The following is an 18,374-nucleotide window of genomic DNA, read 5'->3' on the forward strand; positions in this document are numbered from 1 at the left end:
CTGCTTATTTGGGCTGCGCCACCTGTTTATTTCGGCTGGGCCACAAAAGTCTGGCCGGTTTTGCCGCGGCTGTCTGACCCCATCAGGTAGAGGTAGAGCGGCATCAGGTCGGCCGGGGTCTTGAGGTGCAAGGGATCTTCCGCCGGGAAGGCGCTGGCGCGCATCTTGGTGCGGGTACCGCCCGGGTTGAGGGTGTTGACCCGCACGTTGGTGTTCTCCAGCTCGTCGGCCAGCACTTCCATCATCCCCTCGATGGCGAATTTGGAGATGGCATAGGTACCCCAGTAGGCGCGCCCTTTGCGCCCCACGCTGGAGGAGGTGTAGACGATGGAGGCATCGCCCTGTGCCTTGGCGGTCTGGCGCAGCAGTGGCAGCAGCGCCTGGGTCAGCAGGAATTCCGATTTGACGTTGACCTGCATCACCTCGTCCCACTCCTTCTCCTGAATATGTTCAAACGGAGAGAGGGTGCCGAGCAGACCGGCGTTGAACAGCACGCCATCGAGGCGGCCAAACTGCTGGGCGAAGGTTTCGGCCATGCCACGGTAGTGGGCGGCGGTGGCCCCTTTCAGATCCACCGGTACGATGGCGGGCAGCGGATAACCGGCGGCTTCAATCTGGTCATACACGGCTTCGAGTTTGGCGCTGGTGCGGCCGAGCAGGATCACGGTGGCACCGTGGGCGGCGTAAGTGAGGGCGGCTTCGCGGCCGATCCCGTCGCCGGCACCGGTGACCAGAATGACTTTATCCTTGAGCAGATCGCGGGGCGCCTGATAATCGAGCATGACAACTCCTGTTAACAAATTCCGGCCATAAGTGCATGGCAATCGGCGCCAAGTGTACTGATCCGCGCGCCTGTTTGACCAGCTAGCGACAAGAAAAATGTGAACAAAATAGAGAGGTTGTGATGGTACAGTTGGTTTTTCGGCACGCTGACTGCGATTTTTTGCGCGCATCCGCCAAACTCCCTAGAATGTGACGAAAACCGATCCATTCTGGAGTCCATCGTGACATTTCTGACCGAATATGGCCTGTTTCTGGCCAAGACAGTGACTTTCCTGCTGGCCATCGGCGCCATCATCCTGATGATCGTCAGCACTCGCCAGCCGAAAGCGCGCAAGGGAGAGCTGGTGGTGACCGATCTCTCGAGCGAGCTGGAGCAGGGGCAGTTTGCGCTCAAGAGCGCGCTTGCCAGCAAGGCTGAGCGCAAGGTGCTGGAAAAGCAGCAGAAAGAGGAGCAGAAAAAGCGTGCCAAGGCGGGTGATGAGCGCAGTCGTCTGTTCGTGATCGATTTTAACGGCAGCATGGATGCCAAAGAGGTGGCCTCCCTGCGCGAAGAGGTGAGCGCGGTGATCGGCGTGGCCCAGCCCGGCGACGAGGTGCTGCTGCGGCTCGAATCCGGTGGCGGCGTGGTGCACGGTTACGGCTTGGCTGCCTCCCAGCTGCAGCGTCTGCGCGATCGTGACATCAAACTCACCGTGGCCATCGACAAGGTGGCGGCGAGCGGCGGCTACATGATGGCCTGTGTGGCGGATCAGATCCTGGCGGCCCCCTTTGCCATCGTCGGCTCCATCGGGGTGATCGCCCAGCTGCCGAACTTCAACAAGTTGCTGAAAAAGCACGACATCGAATTTGAGATGCACACGGCCGGTCAGTACAAGCGCACCATCACCATGTTCGGTGAGAACGACGATCTGGGGCGCGAGAAGTTTCGCGAGGAGCTGACGGCGATCCACGAGCGCTTCAAGGCCTTTGTGGCCGAGCACCGCCCGCAACTCGATATCGATCAGGTTACGACCGGTGAGCACTGGTTGGCGAGTCAGGCCAAGGGGTTGGGGCTGGTGGATACCCTTTGCACCAGCGATGACTACCTGCTGGCGCAGGCCAGCCACCACAAGGTGATCGGCATCAGCTATCGCAAGCCAAAAAGCCTGACCCAGAAGCTGGGGCAGCAGGGTGCGCAGGCGCTGGAGGCGGGATTAGGCCGCCTGTGGCAACAGAGCCCCTGGCGCTAAGCCCGGCCCTCTGGCGTTAGCCCGAGGGGAATCCCGCGACAAAAAGGCCAGCCGGTACCCACCGGCTGGCCTTTTTATATCTGGCTGCACCTTGATGGTGAGCGAGCATTGTTTCTATTGAAGCCCTCTGTTACAACTGAATGCTTTCCCCGTTTAATGAAGGATCTTGTGGTAACCGCTGCGGGGTCATGGAGCAGAGCTATGTTATGGAGCACCTTCAGGCACTTTACCCCGCTGGTCTGGATCGTCATTCTAGGCACCTTCATGGTGCGCACCAGCTACTACATGGTGTGGCCCTTCCTCTCCATTTTGCTCTATCGGGAGTATGACCTGTCGGCCACCTTCATCGGCCTGTTGCTGGGGGGCTCGATGGCCCTCTCCACTCTGGTGAGTTTTTACGGCGGCTGGCTCTCTGATCGCTTCGGGCGGCGCAGCATACTGCTGGTCGGTTGTCTGGTGGCGATGCTCTGTTTCGGCCTGCTCGGTTTTTCGCACACTGTGTTCTGGCTCGGGATCGGGGTGATGGGCAGCGGCCTCTCGTCGGGGCTCATCGATGCCCCCGGCAAGGCGCTGATGGCCGACAGTCTGGCCTCGGCCAAGGCGCGAGAGCTGGCACTGCATCTGCGCTATTTTCTGCTCAACCTGGGGGCCGCGCTGGGGCCGTTGCTCGGGGTGACCCTCGGGATCAACGCCCAGCAGGAGACCTTCCTGTTTCTGGTGGTGAGTTATCTGCTGCTGGCGCTGGCCTTTGGTTGGGGATTTCGCAAAGCCGGCAGAGAAGGCAAGCCAGGGACGGCTGGCCCCGGGCTGCGGGATGCCATCAAGGTGTTGCTGGCGGATCGCGCCTTCCTGCTGCTGGTGATGGCCAACCTGTTGATGGTGCTGGTTTACTCCCAGTTTCACTCGCCGCTGGTGCAATATCTGACCCGGGCTGGCATGCCGCAGGTGGCCGAGCTGATTGCCCTGCTGGTGGCGACCAATGCCCTGACCGTGGTGCTGCTGCAATTTCCGCTGCTGCGGTTGCTGTCGCGCTGGCCGGTGCGGGTGCGGCTTCATATCGGTATGGCGCTGTTTCTGGCGGCCCAGCTGCTCTTCGCGCTGGGAGACCCGACGGTGCGCAGCCACTGGTTTGGCGCCGTGCTGTTGCTCAGCATCGGCGAGACCATCCTGTTCCCACTGCTCAACGTACTGATCGACCAGATGGCCCCCGCCCATCTCAAGGGGAGCTACTTTGGTGCCAGCGCGCTGGCCGGGTTGGGAGGGGCTGCAGGCGCCCTACTGGGAGGCTGGATCCTCGAGCAGTGGAGCGGCCAGCTGCTCTATGTGCTGATGGCGCTGCTCTGTGTGGCGATTTTTGCGCTTTATGAGTGGGGGGCCAGAGTACAGCGTCCCGCTGCGGCCACGTCTGTGGTGGAGCGGAACTGACCCGGTTAACGCAGGGATCCTTGATGCTGAATGTTCAGTGAGTGCTACCCGGTGTCTTTTCTTTGAGCGCTTTCTTGGCTGCGTACATCCTCTCGTCTGCCAGCCGGATCAGGTTTAGCCCGTCGTCGTAGTGCTCCGGCCCGGTCTGCACTATGCCGATGCTGAGGGTGAGATTGCCCAACTGTTCCTTGACGGTGTTGACCAATCGTTTGAGATAGATATCCCGCGCCTGACTCTCGTTGCAGTTGGGCAGGATCAGGCAGAACTCGTCTCCGCCATAACGAAAGCAGCTGTCTTCGGCGCGAAAGACCTGACGGATGCAGTGGCCGACGATACGCAGGATCTCGTCGCCGCGCTGGTGTCCTTCGGTATCGTTGATTTGCTTGAAGTTGTCGATATCGAGATAGGCGAGGGTCATGGGTTCGGCACGGCGCTGACAGGTGCGCAGGCTCAACAGCAACAGCTCGTTGAGGTGGCGAACGTTGAGCAATCCGGTCAGGGCATCGGTGCGGTTCAGCTCCTCCAGCTGCCTGGTCCGTTCGCGTACTTTCTGCTCCAGACTCTTGGCATAGTTCTCTGACTTCTCTCTGGAGGACTCTATTTCCGACACCAGACTGCGAATGTAGGTTTCGAAGACCAGGGTGATGTCAAACAGAAAGAGCTTGTCCAGTGCGGCCAGCATGACGAGGCGCTCCGGTTCATCGTGGATCTGCTCGAAAATATCCTCGATCAGCAGGGCCTTGAGGGTGTTGATGGCGGCCAGATAGAGCTTGGGTTCGACCCCGATCCGCTTGTGAACCAGCCCGATCCGCAGCCGGTTGTTGACGTACTCCAGATCGTAATGGCCGCTGAAGAGATCGAGCACATAACGCCGTTGCGCGGTGCGTAACCGGATGAGGGTGTCGGCATCCCCGATCAGCAGGGCGATTTCGGTGATGGCCGTCTGTTGCTGGTAGAAGCGATCGACCAGGGCATCGATCCGTGGTTCTATCTTGCTGCAATAGCTTGCCAGCCGTACTACATCCTGTTCATTGAGCAGCAATAACTCCTTGCGATGGGCAATCTCGAATTCGGTGATCCTCATCTGTTCAAGCAGGGTCTGTTCGGTCGGATTCATCGTCGTCCTCGGTCTATGACTGGGCATTACGCTGTCCGTGAGGTGGGACAAGCAAGAAAGAGTCTCAATTGATAGTGTAGTCAGTGAGACTGGCGGCGCGCGCAATGCCCCCGCGTGGCGGGGGACATGGAGGGTCAGATGAGGGCTAAAGAGGCAAGAGATCAGGAGGTTGTGATCAGAAGGTCAGCACCTTGTCGGCGGCCAGGGTCCACTGGGCCAGCATCGGCAGGGTACCGACCTCAATCCCCTCGATCAGCGGCAGGGCTGTGATGCCACGGGCATCGGTGCAGGTCTTGCACAGGCGGATGGTGACCCCTTGAGCCAGCAGGATCTCCAGCATCTGGCGCAGGTTGTACCCTTCAGCCGGAGCCTGACCGGCCAGTGCCGCGTTCACCGCATCGGACATCAGGAACAACTTCAGGCTGGCGCCACCCTGTTCGTTAAGGGCGATAGCGAGACGCAGGGCGTTGAACAGGGATTCGCTGCCGTAGGGTGCGCCGTTGGCAATCACCACAATCTGTTGATTCATAAGAGACTCCTGATCCTAAAAAGCGTCATTGTAGAACCAATCGGGTGACGATTGCGTGATGTTGCACAACTTCTGTCGCACCTTTTCCCTGCTTGCTTGACCCGTGGGCGGAACGCGGTTCTTATTGTCAGTTCGCAAACATGACCGGGTGAATCGAGATGTGGAAAGTGGTGGGAATAGGGTTGCTGCTGTTGGCGGGTCAGGCCTCTGGCAGTGAAGCGGTCGGTTGCAAGGCGCATCTGCAGGCCGTCAACGACCAGCTGGTGTTTGCCAAAGCACATAACAATGCCGGGCAGACTGCCGGGCTGGAGCAGGCCGCGCGCAATATCAAGGCCAACTGCACCGACGAGGGGCTGCTCAAGGAACAGAAAGAGCGGGTTCACAAGCTGCGTGGCGAGGTGGACGAGCGTCTGCTCGAGTTGCAGGAGGCAAGAGTGAGTGGCAAGCCGGAGAAAATTGCCAAGCAGCAGGCCAAGCTGGAGGAGTCCCAGACCAGAATGCTGGAGGCCCAGCGCGAGCTGGATCAGTTGATCCGGCTGGTCGGTAAGTGATGGCCTGCCACTGAACGCAGGATCAAAAAAGGCCGATTGCTCGGCCTTTTTTCGTTTTACTCTCTGTGCATCCGCTACTGCCGGTGCATCCGCACAAACTTCTCCATCAGCTGATCGTCGGTTTTCACATGGGCGGGATCCCGGAAGATGCAGTCCATGTAGAGCAGGCGCTGATGCCGGAGTTACTGCCGGTGCATCCGCACAAACTTCTCCATCAGCTGATCTTCCGTTTCCACATGAGCGGGATCCCAGATGATGCAATCGATAGGGCAGACGCTGATACAGGTCGGTTTCTCATAGTGACCGACGCACTCGGTGCAGCGACTGGGGTCGATCTCGTAGATCTCCTCGCCAAGCGTGATGGCCTGGTTGGGGCACTCGGGATCGCACATGTCACAGTTGATGCACTTGTCGGTGATGAGCAGTGACATTTCAAGCGGCCGAATGAGGCTGACGGGTATCCTGACGCTCGCCGAGATTGCGCAGCAGGATGCCGAAGTTGACGTCTACTTCTTTCGGCACCGGCACATAGACCACGTGACCGTTGCCCGGCGCGGTATCAATCAGCTCGCCCTTGCGGTTCTGCATCTGCTCCAGATTGAAGCTGAGGTTGCCCTGCGGGGTCATCAGCTCCAGGCTGTTGCCCACCAGGAACTTGTTCTTCACCTCGACCTCGACCATGTCGCCGTTACGACCGGTGATCTCGCCGACAAACTGCTGGGTGTCGGAGACGGAGTAGCCGTAGTCGTAGTTCTGGTACTCGCTGTGGTTGTGACGGCGCAGGAAGCCCTCGGTGTAGCCGCGGTGGGCCAGATTTTCGAGGGTGCCCATCAGACTGCGGTCGAACGGACGGCCAGCCACCGCATCGTCGATGGCCTTGCGATAGACCTGAGCAGTACGGGCGCAGTAGTAGAAGGATTTGGTGCGGCCTTCGATTTTCAGCGAGTGAACGCCCATCTTGGTCAGTCGCTCAACGTGCTCGACCGCGCGCAGATCCTTGGAGTTCATGATGTAGGTGCCGTGCTCGTCCTCGAACGCGCTCATGTACTCGCCCGGGCGGTTGGACTCTTCCAGCAGCACCAGCGCATCGGTCGGTTTGCCAAGGCCCAGGGTGTTGTCCGGGCGAATGGCGATGGGCTCCTGACGGTGGACGATCTGGCCCACGTCATCTTCTTTACCTTCGTGCACCTTGTACTCCCAGCGGCAGGAGTTGGTGCAGGTGCCCTGGTTAGGATCACGCTTGTTGATATAGCCGGAGAGCAGGCAGCGGCCGGAGTAGGCCATGCACAGAGCGCCATGGACGAACACTTCCAGCTCCATCTCCGGCACCTGCATGCGGATCTCTTCGATCTCGTCCAGCGACAGCTCGCGGGAGAGAATGGCGCGGGTCAGGCCCATCTGATGCCAGAACTTCACCGTGGCCCAGTTGACCGCGTTGGCTTGCACCGAGAGGTGAACCGGCATATCCGGGAAGGCTTCGCGCATCATCATGATGAGACCGGGGTCGGACATGATCAGCGCATCCGGCTTCATCTCCACCACAGGGCGCATGTCGCGGATAAAGGTTTTGAGCTTGGAGTTGTGGGGCTGGATGTTGGCCACCACATAGAACTGCTTGCCCAGCGCATGGGCTTCGTTGATGCCCAGTTGCAGGTTTTCGTGATCGAATTCGTTGTTGCGCACCCGCAGGCTGTAGCGGGGTTGGCCGGCATAGACGGCATCGGCGCCATAGGCATAGGCGTAACGCATGTTCTTGAGGGAACCTGCGGGGGAGAGCAATTCTGGTTTAAACATGGCGGACTCTTTATATCTGATTGCAAATCAGGACGATGCCACCTGATGGCATCGTAGTGGTTGAGTAGCGGTGCAAGATGACCCTCCGAGAGGAGGCTCAATGCCGCGCGACCCGATGACGGCATATCCGGGGCCTATCTACAGAAGGTGCACCAGATATTCGGGGTGCGAGATTGTACTCGCCCCCACGTCATCATGCAATTTGGCAGGAATGTAACCGGAATGGAAAATCAGTTTTTGGCAATGTGTGGTGATGATTGAGCGGGCGTTGCCGGTGTTCAATTACCCGGTACGAGTTGAAATTCGGGGAACTGTTCACTCATAAAATTGCGGGGGCTGTGGCCATTGCCTGCGGTGGCCAGCCACTCCCAGTCCAGTTTTGGCGAGCCGGCTTTGAAGCGCTGATAGGCAACACCTTGATGGATGGTCAGAAAGAGGGTCGTGGGGAGCCCCAGCTTGTTGCTGTAGCGCACCATCAGCTCGCCCTGATAGTCGTTGCTTACTCTGACTTTGAGCGCCAGCAGTGTCAGACCGGTTGCATGGCCATGCTCGTCCCAAACTTCAAACATGATGTGAATACTCTGATGTTGATGCTGCCACAATCAGCGATATCGGATGCACGTGCAACTGTCAGATCTGACAAGGAGGGCGGGAGTGTCGTGATGAGAGGCGCAGAAAGCGAAAACCCGGCGCGAGGCCGGGTTTTCTTGAATGATGGTGGAGGGAGAAGGATTCGAACCTTCGAAGGCAGAGCCGTCAGATTTACAGTCTGATCCCTTTGGCCGCTCGGGAACCCCTCCACAGGGGTAAAGCATATGTAATTCGGCCATATCAATCTGGAAAATGGTGGAGGGAGAAGGATTCGAACCTTCGAAGGCAGAGCCGTCAGATTTACAGTCTGATCCCTTTGGCCGCTCGGGAACCCCTCCACGGAGTATTTCCTGATTGTCACTACTTTTGCACTTGAATGGTGGAGGGAGAAGGATTCGAACCTTCGAAGGCAGAGCCGTCAGATTTACAGTCTGATCCCTTTGGCCGCTCGGGAACCCCTCCCCAAGTGCGAGGCGCATACTAGCAGATCCCCAGCGTTTGTGAACCCCTGACAGGCTGATATGACAGTAAAAAATGACTGTTCGTTGTTTTTTGATACAGCAAGCTCAAAATTCAAACTTATCAGCTAGTTGTAAGCTGATTTTCTGCGCAACAGCGGCATGGGGTAATGGGCGGTGAGAGGGGTAACGTGCACCGGGGCTACCCGATGGGTAGCCCCGGTGGAGATCCCGGGATCAACGCTGGAAGGGATAGATGGATCCAAGTTTGAGGATCTGGGTCAGCTCGTCCAGCGAGCTGCGGGACTCCTGCACCAGTGACGGATCCCGCAGGTCATCGAGGCTCAGACGGTCGCGGTAGTGGCGATCGACCCAGTTGTCGAGGCGGGTGAACTGGCGGTCGTTGATAAGGCAGGCCGGATTGACGGCGGCGAGCTCGGCGTCGTTCATGGCAACCCGCAGCCGCAGGCAGGCCGGGCCACCGCCATTGCGCATGCTCTGTTTTACATCCATGTAGTGCACAGCCTTGATCGGCGTGCCCAAGGTCAGCAGCTTGTCGAGATAGGCCGAGACCGCCGGATTGTCGCGGCACTCGGTAGGGGCGATGATGGCCATCTCGCCGCTCGGCAGGGTGAGGATCTGGGTGTTGAACAGGTAGGATTTCACCGCATCCAGCACGGATACCTCGGCGGTCGGCACTTCGATAAAGTGCAGATCTCCTTCGCCAAACTTGCCGCTGATCTCGGCCAGTACCTCATCGGTGGATAGGAAAGCCTGCTGATGGAAGAACAGCACGTTCTGGTTGCCCACCGCGATCACGTCGTTGTGAAACACCCCCTGATCGATTACCTCCGGGTTTTGCTGGATAAACACCACGCTCTCCTCGCCAAGGCCGTGCAGGCGGGCGATGGCCTGGCTCGCTTCCAGGGTCTGGCGAGCCGGGTAGCGCTTCGGCGCCGGGCGGGAGTGGTCGAAGGCACTGCGGCCATAGACGAACAGCTCGACCCCCGCTTCGCCATAGGCGCGGCAGAGCCGGGTGTGGTTGGCAGCCCCCTCGTCGCCGAAATGATCATTTTCCGGCAGGTGGAGGTGGTGGCTGAAGTGGCGATCGTTGTTGAACACCGCGCGCAGGATCCGGCCGGTGACATCCGGCTCGAGGGATCGGTGAAATTTGTTGGTCAGGTTGGCGGGGGTGAAGTGAATGCGGCCATCCCGGGTATCGGCACTGGGGGAGACAGTGGCGGCATTGGCGGTCCACATGCTGGAGGCCGAATAGCAGGCGGCCAGCACGGCGGGAGCCTGTTTGGCGGCCTGCTCCAGCACCCGGGCATCGTTGCCGGTGAAGCCGAGGCGGCGCAGGGTGGCCAGATCGGGGCGCTCCTGCGGCGCCAGAATTCCCTGGGTCATGCCAAGGTCGGTCAGCGCCTTCATCTTGCGCAGCCCCTGTTTGGCGGCCTCTTTCGGATTGGAGGCTTCCTGGGCATTGCTCTGGGAGGCAACGTTGCCGTAAGAGAGTCCGGCGTAGTTATGGGTCGGGCCGACCAGACCGTCGAAATTGACCTCGAAGTGCTTCATTGAGTACATCCTTTTCGATTTTTATGAGAGGTTGCGGTTCCTTCCGCGCGTGCTGCGTCGGGGTTGGGCCATTATAAGGAGATTTTATTTTTTTGTAACAAGCCGGTAACTAGCGGCCGCTTTTATGTCGTTTCAGATATAAAAAGAGGGGCGGTATGGCAGAAAAATGAAAAAGCGGTTGCGTCTGGCCCGCAGCCTTCGCATTAATAAATAAAGACGCAATAAAAGATGTAATGCGGTTCGGGCTGGTCAGGCAAATTTGCTCACAAGATTGCTTTTTCGCGCCAAATCTCTTATACAGCCCCACAAAACCGCACACCAACCCCGTCGGGTGCAATGAGGATAATAGTTACAGCATGGGCAAATCACTGGTCATAGTGGAGTCTCCGGCCAAGGCCAAGACGATCAACAAATATCTGGGCAAGGACTACGTGGTGAAATCCAGCGTCGGTCATGTTCGCGATCTGCCCACCAGTGGCAGCGCCAGCACCGAGCCCAAGAAACCTGTCATTCGCGGCATCAAGTTGAGCGAAACCGAGAAGGCTGCCAAGGATCGCAAGGCTCTGTTCGCCCGGATGGGTATCAATCCGACCGCTGGCTGGCAGGCTAACTACCAGATTTTGCCCGGCAAGGAGAAGGTGGTCAGCGAGTTGCAAGCGTTGGCTGAAAAAGCTGACATCATCTATCTCGCAACCGACTTGGATAGAGAAGGAGAGGCGATCGCCTGGCACCTGCGCGAGATCATCGGAGGTGACGACAGCCGCTATAAGCGGGTGGTGTTCAACGAGATCACCAAGAGCGCCATCCAGGAGGCGTTTGCTCAGCCATCCGAGCTGAACATCCACCGTGTCAATGCCCAGCAGGCCCGTCGTTTCCTCGATCGGGTGGTGGGTTACATGGTCTCTCCGCTGTTGTGGAAAAAGCTGGCCCGCGGTCTGTCTGCGGGTCGGGTGCAGTCCGTAGCGGTGCGCCTCATCGTTGATAAAGAGCGTGAAATCAAGGCGTTCGTGCCGGTCGAGTTTTGGGATCTCAATGCCGACCTGCTGACCGGCGAGCAGTCTGCCCTGCGTATGGAAGTGGTTAGCCGCAATGGTGCCGACTTCAAGCCGGTGACCCAGGCCGAAACCTTCGCCGCGGTCGCAGCCCTGGAAGGGGTCGATTACAAGGTGGTGAACCGGGAAGACAAGCCGACCGGTTCCAAGCCGTCCGCGCCGTTCATTACCTCCACCTTGCAGCAGGCTGCCTCTACCCGCCTGAGCTTCGGGGTGAAGAAGACCATGATGATGGCCCAGCGTCTCTATGAGGCGGGTTACATCACCTACATGCGTACTGACTCCACCAACCTCAGCAAAGAGGCGGTCGAAGCGCTGCGTGAATATATCGGCGAGCAGTATGGCGCAGCCTATCTGCCCGCTGAACCGCTGCTCTATGGTGCCAAGGCGGGAGCCCAGGAAGCGCACGAGGCGATCCGTCCCTCCAGCGTGCTGGTCACGGCTGAGATGCTCGAAGGGATGGAACCGGATGCCATGCGTCTGTACGATCTCATCTGGCGTCAGTTTGTCGCCTGTCAGATGACCCCGGCTCAGTACGACTCCTCTACCCTGACCGTCAAGGCCGGTGAGTTCGAGCTCAAGGCCCGTGGCCGTATCTTGCGCTTCGCTGGTTGGACCAAGGCGCTGCCGCCGATGGGGCGCAAAGGCGACGACAGCCAGCTGCCTGCGGTGACCGTGGGCGAGGTGTTGAAACTGGTCAAGCTGGATCCGCGCCAGCACTTCACCAAGCCGCCTGCACGCTTTACCGAAGCGGCGCTGGTTCGCGAGCTGGAAAAACGTGGCATCGGCCGTCCTTCCACTTACGCTTCCATCATCTCCACCATCGTCGATCGTGGTTATGTGCGGGTCGAGAGCCGCCGCTTCTTCGCCGAGAAGATGGGTGAGATTGTCACCGATCGTCTGGTGGAAAACTTCGTCGAGCTGATGAACTACGAGTTCACCGCCAAGATGGAAGACAAGCTCGATGGCGTTGCTGAAGGGAGCCTGGAGTGGAAGCAGGTGCTGGACAGCTTCTACGCCGAGTTTACTCAAGAGCTGGAAAAAGCGGACAAGTCATCAGAAGAGGGCGGCATGCGTGCCAACCAGATGGTGATGACCGATATAGATTGCCCGGATTGCAGCCGCAAGATGGGGATCCGTACCGCCACTACCGGCGTGTTCCTCGGCTGTTCCGGTTATGCCCTGCCGCCGAAAGAGCGTTGCAAGAAGACCATCAACCTGGTCTCCGCCGACGAGTTTGTCTCCACCACCGACGGGGATGAGGCGGAAACCGAAGCGCTGCGCGCCAAGCACCGCTGCGAAGTCTGCGGCACCGCGATGGATGCCTACATCATCGATGACAGCCGCAAGCTGCACGTCTGTGGTCGCAACCCTGACTGCGATGGCTACGAAATCGAAAAAGGCCAGTTCAAGCTCAAGGGCTACGAAGGGCCGAGCATCGAGTGCGACCGTTGCGGTAGCGAGATGCAGCTCAAGAACGGCCGTTTCGGCAAGTACATGGGTTGCACCAACGAAACCTGCAAGAACACCCGCAAGATCCTGAAAAACGGTGACATCGCGCCGCCGAAGGAGGATCCGGTGCCGCTGCCTGAGCTCAAGTGCACCCAGTCCGATGCTTACTTCGTGCTGCGTGACGGTGCGGCCGGTCTGTTCCTGGCTGCCAGCAACTTCCCCAAATCCCGCGAGACTCGCGCGCCGCTGGTGGAAGAGCTGCAACGCTTCAAGGATCGCATCTCTGCCAAGCACAAGTATCTGGCCGGTGCCCCGCTCACCGATCCGGATGGCAACCCCGCCATCGTGCGCTTCAGTCGCAAGACCAAGGAGCAGTACGTGATGAGCGAGGTCAACGGCAAGGCGACCGGTTGGACCGCGCACTACGACAACGGCACCTGGCAACAGAGCTTGCCCAAGCCGAAGAAAGCGTGATGAAAAGAGGCCCCGACAAGGGGCCTCTTTGCTTATGGATAGCGGTATACTGAGACAGCTGCAAGGAGTGCAGCTGTCGTCAATCGCGAAGTACACAAGGAGGTTGAGATGGAGATTAACGAGATCCGGCCGGGCATGAGCTGCATGACCCGGGAAGGTGCAGCCTATGTGCTGGAGGTGGACCGGCAGAGCCTGCTGGTGCTGCTGCAGCGCGAGGACGAGACCATACCGGTGCAGGTGCGCAGTGACGAGATCCTGGCGCCGCTGGAGTGATCCGGCAGTGACCCCCTCAAAACGGCAGTAGAAAAAGCAGCTCGGCCAAGTCGGGCTGCCATTGCCACTCCTTCATGCTGACCCGCCCGCCGATCACCGGCACCCCCTCTTGTTGCAATCGTCCCGTCTGCTCGGCAAAGCCTTGCGACCCTTTGGGTAACGAGATAGTGCCCGCGGCGCCCAATACCCGATGCCACGGCAGTACCTTGTCGGTTTCCCGCAATACCTTGCCCACCAGTCTTGCCCGTCCGGGCAGCCCGGCCAGATCGGCCACCTGACCATAACTGACCACCTTGCCCGCCGGGATCAGGGCGATGATCGCCTCGATTCTTGCCACTTTTTCATGGGAGGGGTGAAACATGGATGCCTGTTATTACGGTGGTACGGATGGGCCATTGTGGCCTCTTGGCGGGGCCGGGAGCAAGAGTGCGGGGAGGGGGCGGAATATCGGACATCAGGGGCTGGCGGGGGCTGAAATGAAAAAAGGCGGCCAAGCGGCCGCCAAAGTAGAGACAACATTACCTCTGTGGCATCCGGTAGCGCACCTGCAACTGATCGAGGATCTGCAGCTGGCCCGGCAGGCGGGCGGCGAAGTGATCCCAGCCCTTGTGGGCAGGATCGCTCCAAGCCACCTCGGCCGTGGCCAGCATGCGCGGGAACAACATGTAGTCGAGACGATCACGAGAGGTGATCAATTCTGACCACAAGGGGCTCAACACCCCGAGGATGTTATCGTTGGCATGGAAATCGGCTGGCGCAGGATCGCACGCATAGACCTGCTCCAGATTGAGGGTCCCCGCCCAGTAGAGGCCGGGTTCATGAATGTCCTGGCTCCAGGCCAGATCCAGATAGAGGGACTGGGCGGGCGCCATCACCACCGGATAACCGGCCGCTGCGGCATCCAGCCCCGCCTGGAAGCTGGTCCAGGCACAGACAGCAGCGTTGCGGCTCACCTTGTCGCCGTGCAGGATCTCCTCCCAGCCGATCATCCACTTGCCCTTGTCGGCTAGATAGCGCTGGCAGTGGCGCAGCAGATGACCCTGCAGCTCGCGGCAGTCGGAGTAGCCCTGCTCGGCCATCAACTGCTGGCAGGCGGGGCTGTCGGTCCAGACTCCGCTTGGAACTTCATCTCCCCCCATGTGGATCTGCGGGCCGGGGAAGAGCTCGCATACTTCGTCCAGCACCGCCTCCAGAAAGCGGTAGGTGCCGGGCAGGGCGGGGTTGAGCACGTTGTCATCGAAATGCTGGACCGAGAGGTAGCGGGAGTGATCCGCCGTTTCCACTAGCAGCTCGGGCAGCGCCTTGATGGCGGCGTGGCAGTGGCCCGGAATGTCGATCTCGGGAATGACGGTGATGCCGAGTTCACCGGCATAGCTCACCAGCTCCTTCACCTCGCTCTGGGTGTAGTAGCCGCCATAGGGTTCGGCGCCGCCGCTAAGCTGGGGGCCGATCGCCAGATCGTGGCCGCGCCAGGCGCCCACGTCGGTCAGCGCCGGGAAGGCCTTGATCTCGATGCGCCACCCCTCGTCATCGGTCAGGTGCCAGTGGAAGCGGTTGAACTTGTAGAGACTCATCAGCTTGAGCAGGCGCTTGATGGTTGCCGGGGTGTGGAAGTGGCGGGCGCAGTCGAGAAAAATGCCGCGAAAGCCAAAGCGCGGGGCATCCTCCAGCCTGACGCAGGGCAGGCTCTCGCCATGTTGCAGATACCACTGGGCCAGGGTTACCAGCCCATGACGCCAGCCCGCGTCGTCGGCGGCGGCAATCACCACCTCCTGCGGCGTGATGGTGAGATGGTAGGCTTCGGGGGCCAGTTTGGCCTCGGTCAGCCGGATTTCAGCGTCGTGATCCTGCTCCAGCGCCAGCGATGTCAGCTCGTTGAAGTGGGCCAGCAGCTTCGGCACATCGCGGGGGGCGCTGACATGGGCCCGTTCGGCCAGTCGGAAGTTCCCCTCCAGCAGCACCAGATGGGCTGGTTGCGGCACTATGCCGTAGAGAGGTTCGTCGCACTGGGGGTCGACCTCAGGCAGGTCGGGGCGGGTGACCGGCGGGTTTTCCAGCCCGAGCTCCTGCGCTGCCAGCGTCACCGGCAGCAGCTGGGCGCCGGTAGTGGCTTCCGGCAAGCTGAGAAAGAACCCCTGCGGCATGTCGGAGAGCTTCTTGATGGGGGTCTGGCGGCAGCAAAAGCGCAGCTCGCAGCTGCCAGCGTTCGGGACAATCACTTTGTAGCTGCCGCTTTGGCGCTCCAGCTCGCCCCCTTGCAAAGAGTCGGGGTCGATATGGCGGGCCAGACAGAAGTGCAGCTTCCACCGGGTGCCCGGCAAGCTGGACAAGGCGAAGGTGAACCAGACATCCTCGCCGTCACGTCGGGCGACCTGGGTGTGGATCAGGGGTGTAGACATGGAAAATCCTCTGATTGGGCAAACAGGATGGCACCATCGAGTGCATCTGCCTGGGGGGGGATCAGGTTGAGCTGGCCGAGACGGGGAGCGAGGCGGGTGCCAATTCCCCCCAGCAGGGCGATTTGTCTGGCACCGAGCTGGGTCATCCCCTCCAGCAGGATCCGCAGCTGTTCGCAGGTTTCGTCCAGCAGCTGGTTGGCGAGCTCGTCACCATCGCTGGCGGCATCGAACACCCAGGGGGCAAAGTGGCCATAGTCCGCCGGAATGGCGCGGGCGGCCCAGCGCACCACCTCCGCCTGATCCCGCTTGAAGCGATCAAGCAGCCGCACCGCCAGGGTGCTGGGGGGCAGAATGCCGTCGTGGCAGAGCAGGGATTGCTGGATGGCGCGCAGCCCCAGCCAGGCGCCGCTGCCTATGTCTGAAATAGGGAAGCCGCGGCCGGAGCAGGTGCGGATCTGCCCATCCTGATAGACCAGCCCCGCCGAACCGGTACCGGCGATCAGAATGGCTCCTTCACGGCCACCAAAGGCGCCGAGGCAGGCACCGAAGGCATCGGAGGTGAGCTTGACGCTGGCAAAGGGGAAGGGCATGGCGAGCATGGCGTGGTAGCAGTCGGCCAGCTCGGCGGAGGCGAGCGCCAGCCCGACACCCATCTGTTGTTCGCACTCTATTCCGAGCCCGGCAGTGATCCGGGCGCTGGCGATGGCGGCCAGCACATTGGCGTGGGCGTGGGCAATACCCAGCTCCAGATTGGAGCCGGCGGCGCGCCCCTCGCCGAGCAGCTTGCCCGCCCGATCCCGAATGCGGGCGCGGGTGTGGGTGCCCCCGCCATCGACCCCGACCCAGTACTCAATCATGGCGACCTCCCTGCTCATTTCGAGCACTCAGGGCACTTTGCCAGCTGATGGCCAGAGCAAACCAGGCGGCGTGGGGGATCCACTGCTCACCCCAGCGCCAGTTCTGATCCAGTCGATCCTTGTACTCCTGCGGGATAAAGGCCACCTCATTTTCGTCATCGAATCCGGCGGTGATGCCGTTGCAGATGCCCCCCTGCGCATTGGGATAACCGGCGGTATAGGCGGGGTTGTTGATGCCGTGGCCCGCCAGCATGCAGGCGTTGAACGGGTTTTGCCCGAGGATCCAGTCGAGCTGGCGCTGGCCATACGTGTTCAGCGGCTGGCTCTGGCGGGGGAAGTGGTGAGCGGCGGCAAAGGCCATGGTCGCCAGCGACGCGAGGCGGGCGTTCTCCCCCTGCCACCAGTAACCCGATTCGTTGTGGTGGGGGATAAAGAAGCTGACGCGCGGCGCTTCATCCACCCCTTTGACATATTGGCGGGCGAGGGAGAAGGGGTTGCCCGCCCGGGCGCACAGCGCCAGCTCGGCGGCCAGTGCCTGCTCCACCACGGTTTGCACCTGAGCCTTGTGCCCCTGATCCGACTCTACGCCTAAATATTCCAGCAGCGCTAGCACCGGCAGGCCCGCTTCGGCGGCGTGGTAGTAGGGGCGCGAGCCATCCTCGTTGGCCGACCAGTAGTGACCCAGCTCCGGATGAATGCGCTGGCGAGCGCACAGTTTGCTGGCGCGGGCTCTAGCCTCGGTCAGCCACTCGGCGCCGAAGGTGCGGGTCAGCTCCACCGCCGCCAGCAGGGCGCAGTAGTCGTCGATGATGTTTTCGCAACCATCGTCCAGATAGGCGAGGTTGTGCTCGCACAGGTGCTGGTAGCCGCGTTTGGCCGCTTCGGCATAGCGGCTGGCATCGAAGTCGCCGCTGACGCTCTCGCGGGCGGCGCGGGCCAGCGCGGCGATGGCCATGCCGCCCCCTTGGCGGAAACCGGCCTGCCAGTTGGCAGACTTGATCCCCTGTTGGGTGGCATAGGCGCACAGCTCGCGCTGCTCCGGATCCTTGCTCCACTTGTCGAACAGGGTCATGAAGAAGAAGCCCGACTCATCCTGCATCCGGCAGAGGAAATCGGCGCCATGCAGCGCCTCGTCATTGAGCCGCTTGCAGAGGTTCACCCCGTCGATATCGCGGCGCGGGGCCAGCAGTTCGCGGCACTTGAGCAGGGCCCACACCACCATGGGGGTCTGCTGGGGGTTGAGGTAGTTGGCGTAGGAGAGGTGGCTCAGGTACTTGCTCATGTCGCCGCTGGCATCGAACCAGCCGCCGTGCACATCTTTGTGCTGGTCGGTGCCAAACAGGCGGGCGCTGCGGTCGGCCCGATCGAAGGTGCCGCTGGCGCGCTGGCCCTTGAAGTAGTGAATGACATCGGAGAGGCAGCGACTGGCCAGCAGATCCTGGCCGATGGCAAAGCGGGTAGAGCGGACAATGCGCTGCTCCGTAGCGGCTGCGCCTATGGGGGCAGTGATCGCCTCCAGCCGATAGTGGCCGGGCTCCTTGAAGGCGGAGAAGTCGGCGCGCCAATAAGCTCGGCCCTGCCAGCCGGGGACGCTGCCAGCCGCTTGCAGTGGGGTTTCAAACAGGATCTGGCCATCATCCTGGCGCAGCAGCCTGACATAGCCGCCGAGATCATGGGCGTGGGAGGTTTGCAGCAGGGCGACCTTGTGCCCGTCGCACTCGTAGCCCACCTGATTGATCAAGAGTTCCATCAACTTCTTACTCCTGTGGTTCACCGACGGACGGTGAGGCACATCACGGGGCTGTGGCCGCCCCG

The 18,374-nt window shown here is 60.6% G+C and carries 16 protein-coding genes, 3 tRNA genes and 1 pseudogene; 5 read left to right on the top strand and 15 right to left on the bottom strand.

Annotation, left to right across the window (positions count from 1 at the left end):
* Positions 1-26: 26 nt before the first annotated feature.
* Positions 27-782, bottom strand: coding sequence for a YciK family oxidoreductase (locus CK911_RS02005; RefSeq protein ID WP_098968805.1), 756 nt, complete (start codon positions 780-782; stop codon positions 27-29).
* 222 nt (positions 783-1,004) lie between these two features.
* On the opposite strand from CK911_RS02005, the gene sohB reads away from it, so the two are divergent.
* Both sohB and CK911_RS02015 read left to right on the top strand, forming a co-directional pair.
* On the top strand, positions 1,005-2,012 hold the full coding sequence (gene sohB, locus CK911_RS02010; protein WP_098968806.1) for a protease SohB: 1,008 nt from the start codon (positions 1,005-1,007) through the stop codon (positions 2,010-2,012).
* Between the two features lie 201 nt (positions 2,013-2,213).
* Entirely contained in the window at positions 2,214-3,437 is a 1,224-nt protein-coding gene (locus CK911_RS02015) for an MFS transporter (RefSeq protein ID WP_098968807.1), read from the top strand.
* A gap of 34 nt (positions 3,438-3,471) precedes the next feature.
* Here CK911_RS02015 and CK911_RS02020 read toward each other — a convergent pair whose 3' ends face one another.
* Entirely contained in the window at positions 3,472-4,554 is a 1,083-nt protein-coding gene (locus CK911_RS02020) for a diguanylate cyclase (protein WP_042020591.1), read from the bottom strand.
* 175 nt (positions 4,555-4,729) lie between these two features.
* The gene (locus CK911_RS02025; RefSeq protein WP_042020592.1) at positions 4,730-5,083 is read right to left on the bottom strand and encodes a DsrE/DsrF/TusD sulfur relay family protein; all 354 of its coding nucleotides are present in this window, start codon (positions 5,081-5,083) and stop codon (positions 4,730-4,732) included.
* 158 nt (positions 5,084-5,241) lie between these two features.
* Here CK911_RS02025 and CK911_RS02030 point away from each other — a divergent pair, with 158 nt between their 5' ends.
* The gene (locus CK911_RS02030; protein WP_098968808.1) at positions 5,242-5,634 is read left to right on the top strand and encodes a DUF1090 domain-containing protein; all 393 of its coding nucleotides are present in this window, start codon (positions 5,242-5,244) and stop codon (positions 5,632-5,634) included.
* A gap of 74 nt (positions 5,635-5,708) precedes the next feature.
* On the opposite strand, the pseudogene CK911_RS21465 reads toward CK911_RS02030, so the two are convergent.
* From CK911_RS21465 to astB, 8 genes and pseudogenes are all read right to left on the bottom strand, one after another.
* Positions 5,709-5,792 (bottom strand): annotated as a pseudogene (locus CK911_RS21465) (ferredoxin); the annotation flags it as partial.
* A gap of 24 nt (positions 5,793-5,816) precedes the next feature.
* A complete protein-coding gene (locus tag CK911_RS02040; RefSeq protein WP_042020594.1) occupies positions 5,817-6,065 on the bottom strand; it encodes a YfhL family 4Fe-4S dicluster ferredoxin in 249 nt (82 codons plus the stop codon).
* A gap of 1 nt (position 6,066) precedes the next feature.
* Positions 6,067-7,428 carry a tRNA 5-hydroxyuridine modification protein YegQ gene (gene yegQ / locus CK911_RS02045; protein ID WP_042020596.1) on the bottom strand — a complete coding sequence of 454 codons (1,362 nt, stop codon included), beginning with the start codon at positions 7,426-7,428 and terminating at the stop codon, positions 6,067-6,069.
* A gap of 278 nt (positions 7,429-7,706) precedes the next feature.
* Complete coding sequence (locus tag CK911_RS02050; protein ID WP_098968809.1) at positions 7,707-7,997, bottom strand: hypothetical protein; 291 nt, start codon at positions 7,995-7,997, stop codon at positions 7,707-7,709.
* 146 nt (positions 7,998-8,143) lie between these two features.
* Positions 8,144-8,228, bottom strand: a tRNA-Tyr gene (locus CK911_RS02055).
* 44 nt (positions 8,229-8,272) lie between these two features.
* Positions 8,273-8,357: transfer RNA gene (locus tag CK911_RS02060), tRNA-Tyr, on the bottom strand.
* Between the two features lie 39 nt (positions 8,358-8,396).
* Positions 8,397-8,481: transfer RNA gene (locus CK911_RS02065), tRNA-Tyr, on the bottom strand.
* 233 nt (positions 8,482-8,714) lie between these two features.
* Positions 8,715-10,052: an N-succinylarginine dihydrolase gene (gene astB, locus CK911_RS02070; RefSeq protein WP_098968810.1), complete on the bottom strand. Its 1,338-nt coding sequence runs from the start codon at positions 10,050-10,052 to the stop codon at positions 8,715-8,717.
* A gap of 356 nt (positions 10,053-10,408) precedes the next feature.
* On the opposite strand from astB, the gene topA reads away from it, so the two are divergent.
* Together topA and CK911_RS21310 are read left to right on the top strand one after the other, a co-directional pair.
* On the top strand, positions 10,409-13,030 hold the full coding sequence (gene topA / locus CK911_RS02075) for a type I DNA topoisomerase (protein WP_098968811.1): 2,622 nt from the start codon (positions 10,409-10,411) through the stop codon (positions 13,028-13,030).
* Between the two features lie 108 nt (positions 13,031-13,138).
* Complete coding sequence (locus tag CK911_RS21310; RefSeq protein ID WP_162850141.1) at positions 13,139-13,303, top strand: hypothetical protein; 165 nt, start codon at positions 13,139-13,141, stop codon at positions 13,301-13,303.
* A 16-nt stretch (positions 13,304-13,319) separates the two neighbouring features.
* On the opposite strand, the gene CK911_RS02080 is transcribed toward CK911_RS21310, so the two are convergent.
* The 4 genes from CK911_RS02080 to CK911_RS02095 form a co-directional block, all read right to left on the bottom strand.
* Positions 13,320-13,664, bottom strand: coding sequence for an MGMT family protein (locus tag CK911_RS02080; protein WP_098968812.1), 345 nt, complete (start codon positions 13,662-13,664; stop codon positions 13,320-13,322).
* A gap of 157 nt (positions 13,665-13,821) precedes the next feature.
* Entirely contained in the window at positions 13,822-15,702 is a 1,881-nt protein-coding gene (locus tag CK911_RS02085; protein ID WP_098968813.1) for a beta-N-acetylhexosaminidase, read from the bottom strand.
* Positions 15,687-16,559 (bottom strand): BadF/BadG/BcrA/BcrD ATPase family protein, encoded by an 873-nt coding sequence (locus tag CK911_RS02090; RefSeq protein WP_098968814.1) that lies wholly within the window; start codon positions 16,557-16,559, stop codon positions 15,687-15,689. Before CK911_RS02090 ends, CK911_RS02085 begins: the two co-directional genes overlap by 16 nt.
* Positions 16,552-18,309 carry a glycoside hydrolase family 9 protein gene (locus CK911_RS02095; RefSeq protein WP_098968815.1) on the bottom strand — a complete coding sequence of 586 codons (1,758 nt, stop codon included), beginning with the start codon at positions 18,307-18,309 and terminating at the stop codon, positions 16,552-16,554. Before CK911_RS02095 ends, CK911_RS02090 begins: the two co-directional genes overlap by 8 nt.
* Between the last annotated feature and the right edge of the window lie 65 nt (positions 18,310-18,374).

It is taken from the genome of Aeromonas sp. CU5, from assembly GCF_002586745.1.
Classification (GTDB): domain Bacteria; phylum Pseudomonadota; class Gammaproteobacteria; order Enterobacterales; family Aeromonadaceae; genus Aeromonas; species Aeromonas sobria.

Coding starts and splice junctions, on each gene's coding strand:
- CK911_RS02040 (WP_042020594.1), bottom strand. CDS start 6,065: ATGTCACTGCTCATCACCGACAAGTGCATCAACTGTGACATGTGCGAT.
- yegQ (WP_042020596.1), bottom strand. CDS start 7,428: ATGTTTAAACCAGAATTGCTCTCCCCCGCAGGTTCCCTCAAGAACATG.
- CK911_RS02020 (WP_042020591.1), bottom strand. CDS start 4,554: ATGAATCCGACCGAACAGACCCTGCTTGAACAGATGAGGATCACCGAA.
- astB (WP_098968810.1), bottom strand. CDS start 10,052: ATGAAGCACTTCGAGGTCAATTTCGACGGTCTGGTCGGCCCGACCCAT.
- CK911_RS02095 (WP_098968815.1), bottom strand. CDS start 18,309: ATGGAACTCTTGATCAATCAGGTGGGCTACGAGTGCGACGGGCACAAG.
- CK911_RS02050 (WP_098968809.1), bottom strand. CDS start 7,997: ATGTTTGAAGTTTGGGACGAGCATGGCCATGCAACCGGTCTGACACTG.
- CK911_RS02085 (WP_098968813.1), bottom strand. CDS start 15,702: ATGTCTACACCCCTGATCCACACCCAGGTCGCCCGACGTGACGGCGAG.
- CK911_RS02090 (WP_098968814.1), bottom strand. CDS start 16,559: ATGATTGAGTACTGGGTCGGGGTCGATGGCGGGGGCACCCACACCCGC.
- CK911_RS02080 (WP_098968812.1), bottom strand. CDS start 13,664: ATGTTTCACCCCTCCCATGAAAAAGTGGCAAGAATCGAGGCGATCATC.
- CK911_RS21310 (WP_162850141.1), top strand. CDS start 13,139: ATGGAGATTAACGAGATCCGGCCGGGCATGAGCTGCATGACCCGGGAA.
- CK911_RS02005 (WP_098968805.1), bottom strand. CDS start 782: ATGCTCGATTATCAGGCGCCCCGCGATCTGCTCAAGGATAAAGTCATT.
- CK911_RS02015 (WP_098968807.1), top strand. CDS start 2,214: ATGTTATGGAGCACCTTCAGGCACTTTACCCCGCTGGTCTGGATCGTC.
- CK911_RS02025 (WP_042020592.1), bottom strand. CDS start 5,083: ATGAATCAACAGATTGTGGTGATTGCCAACGGCGCACCCTACGGCAGC.
- topA (WP_098968811.1), top strand. CDS start 10,409: ATGGGCAAATCACTGGTCATAGTGGAGTCTCCGGCCAAGGCCAAGACG.
- CK911_RS02030 (WP_098968808.1), top strand. CDS start 5,242: ATGTGGAAAGTGGTGGGAATAGGGTTGCTGCTGTTGGCGGGTCAGGCC.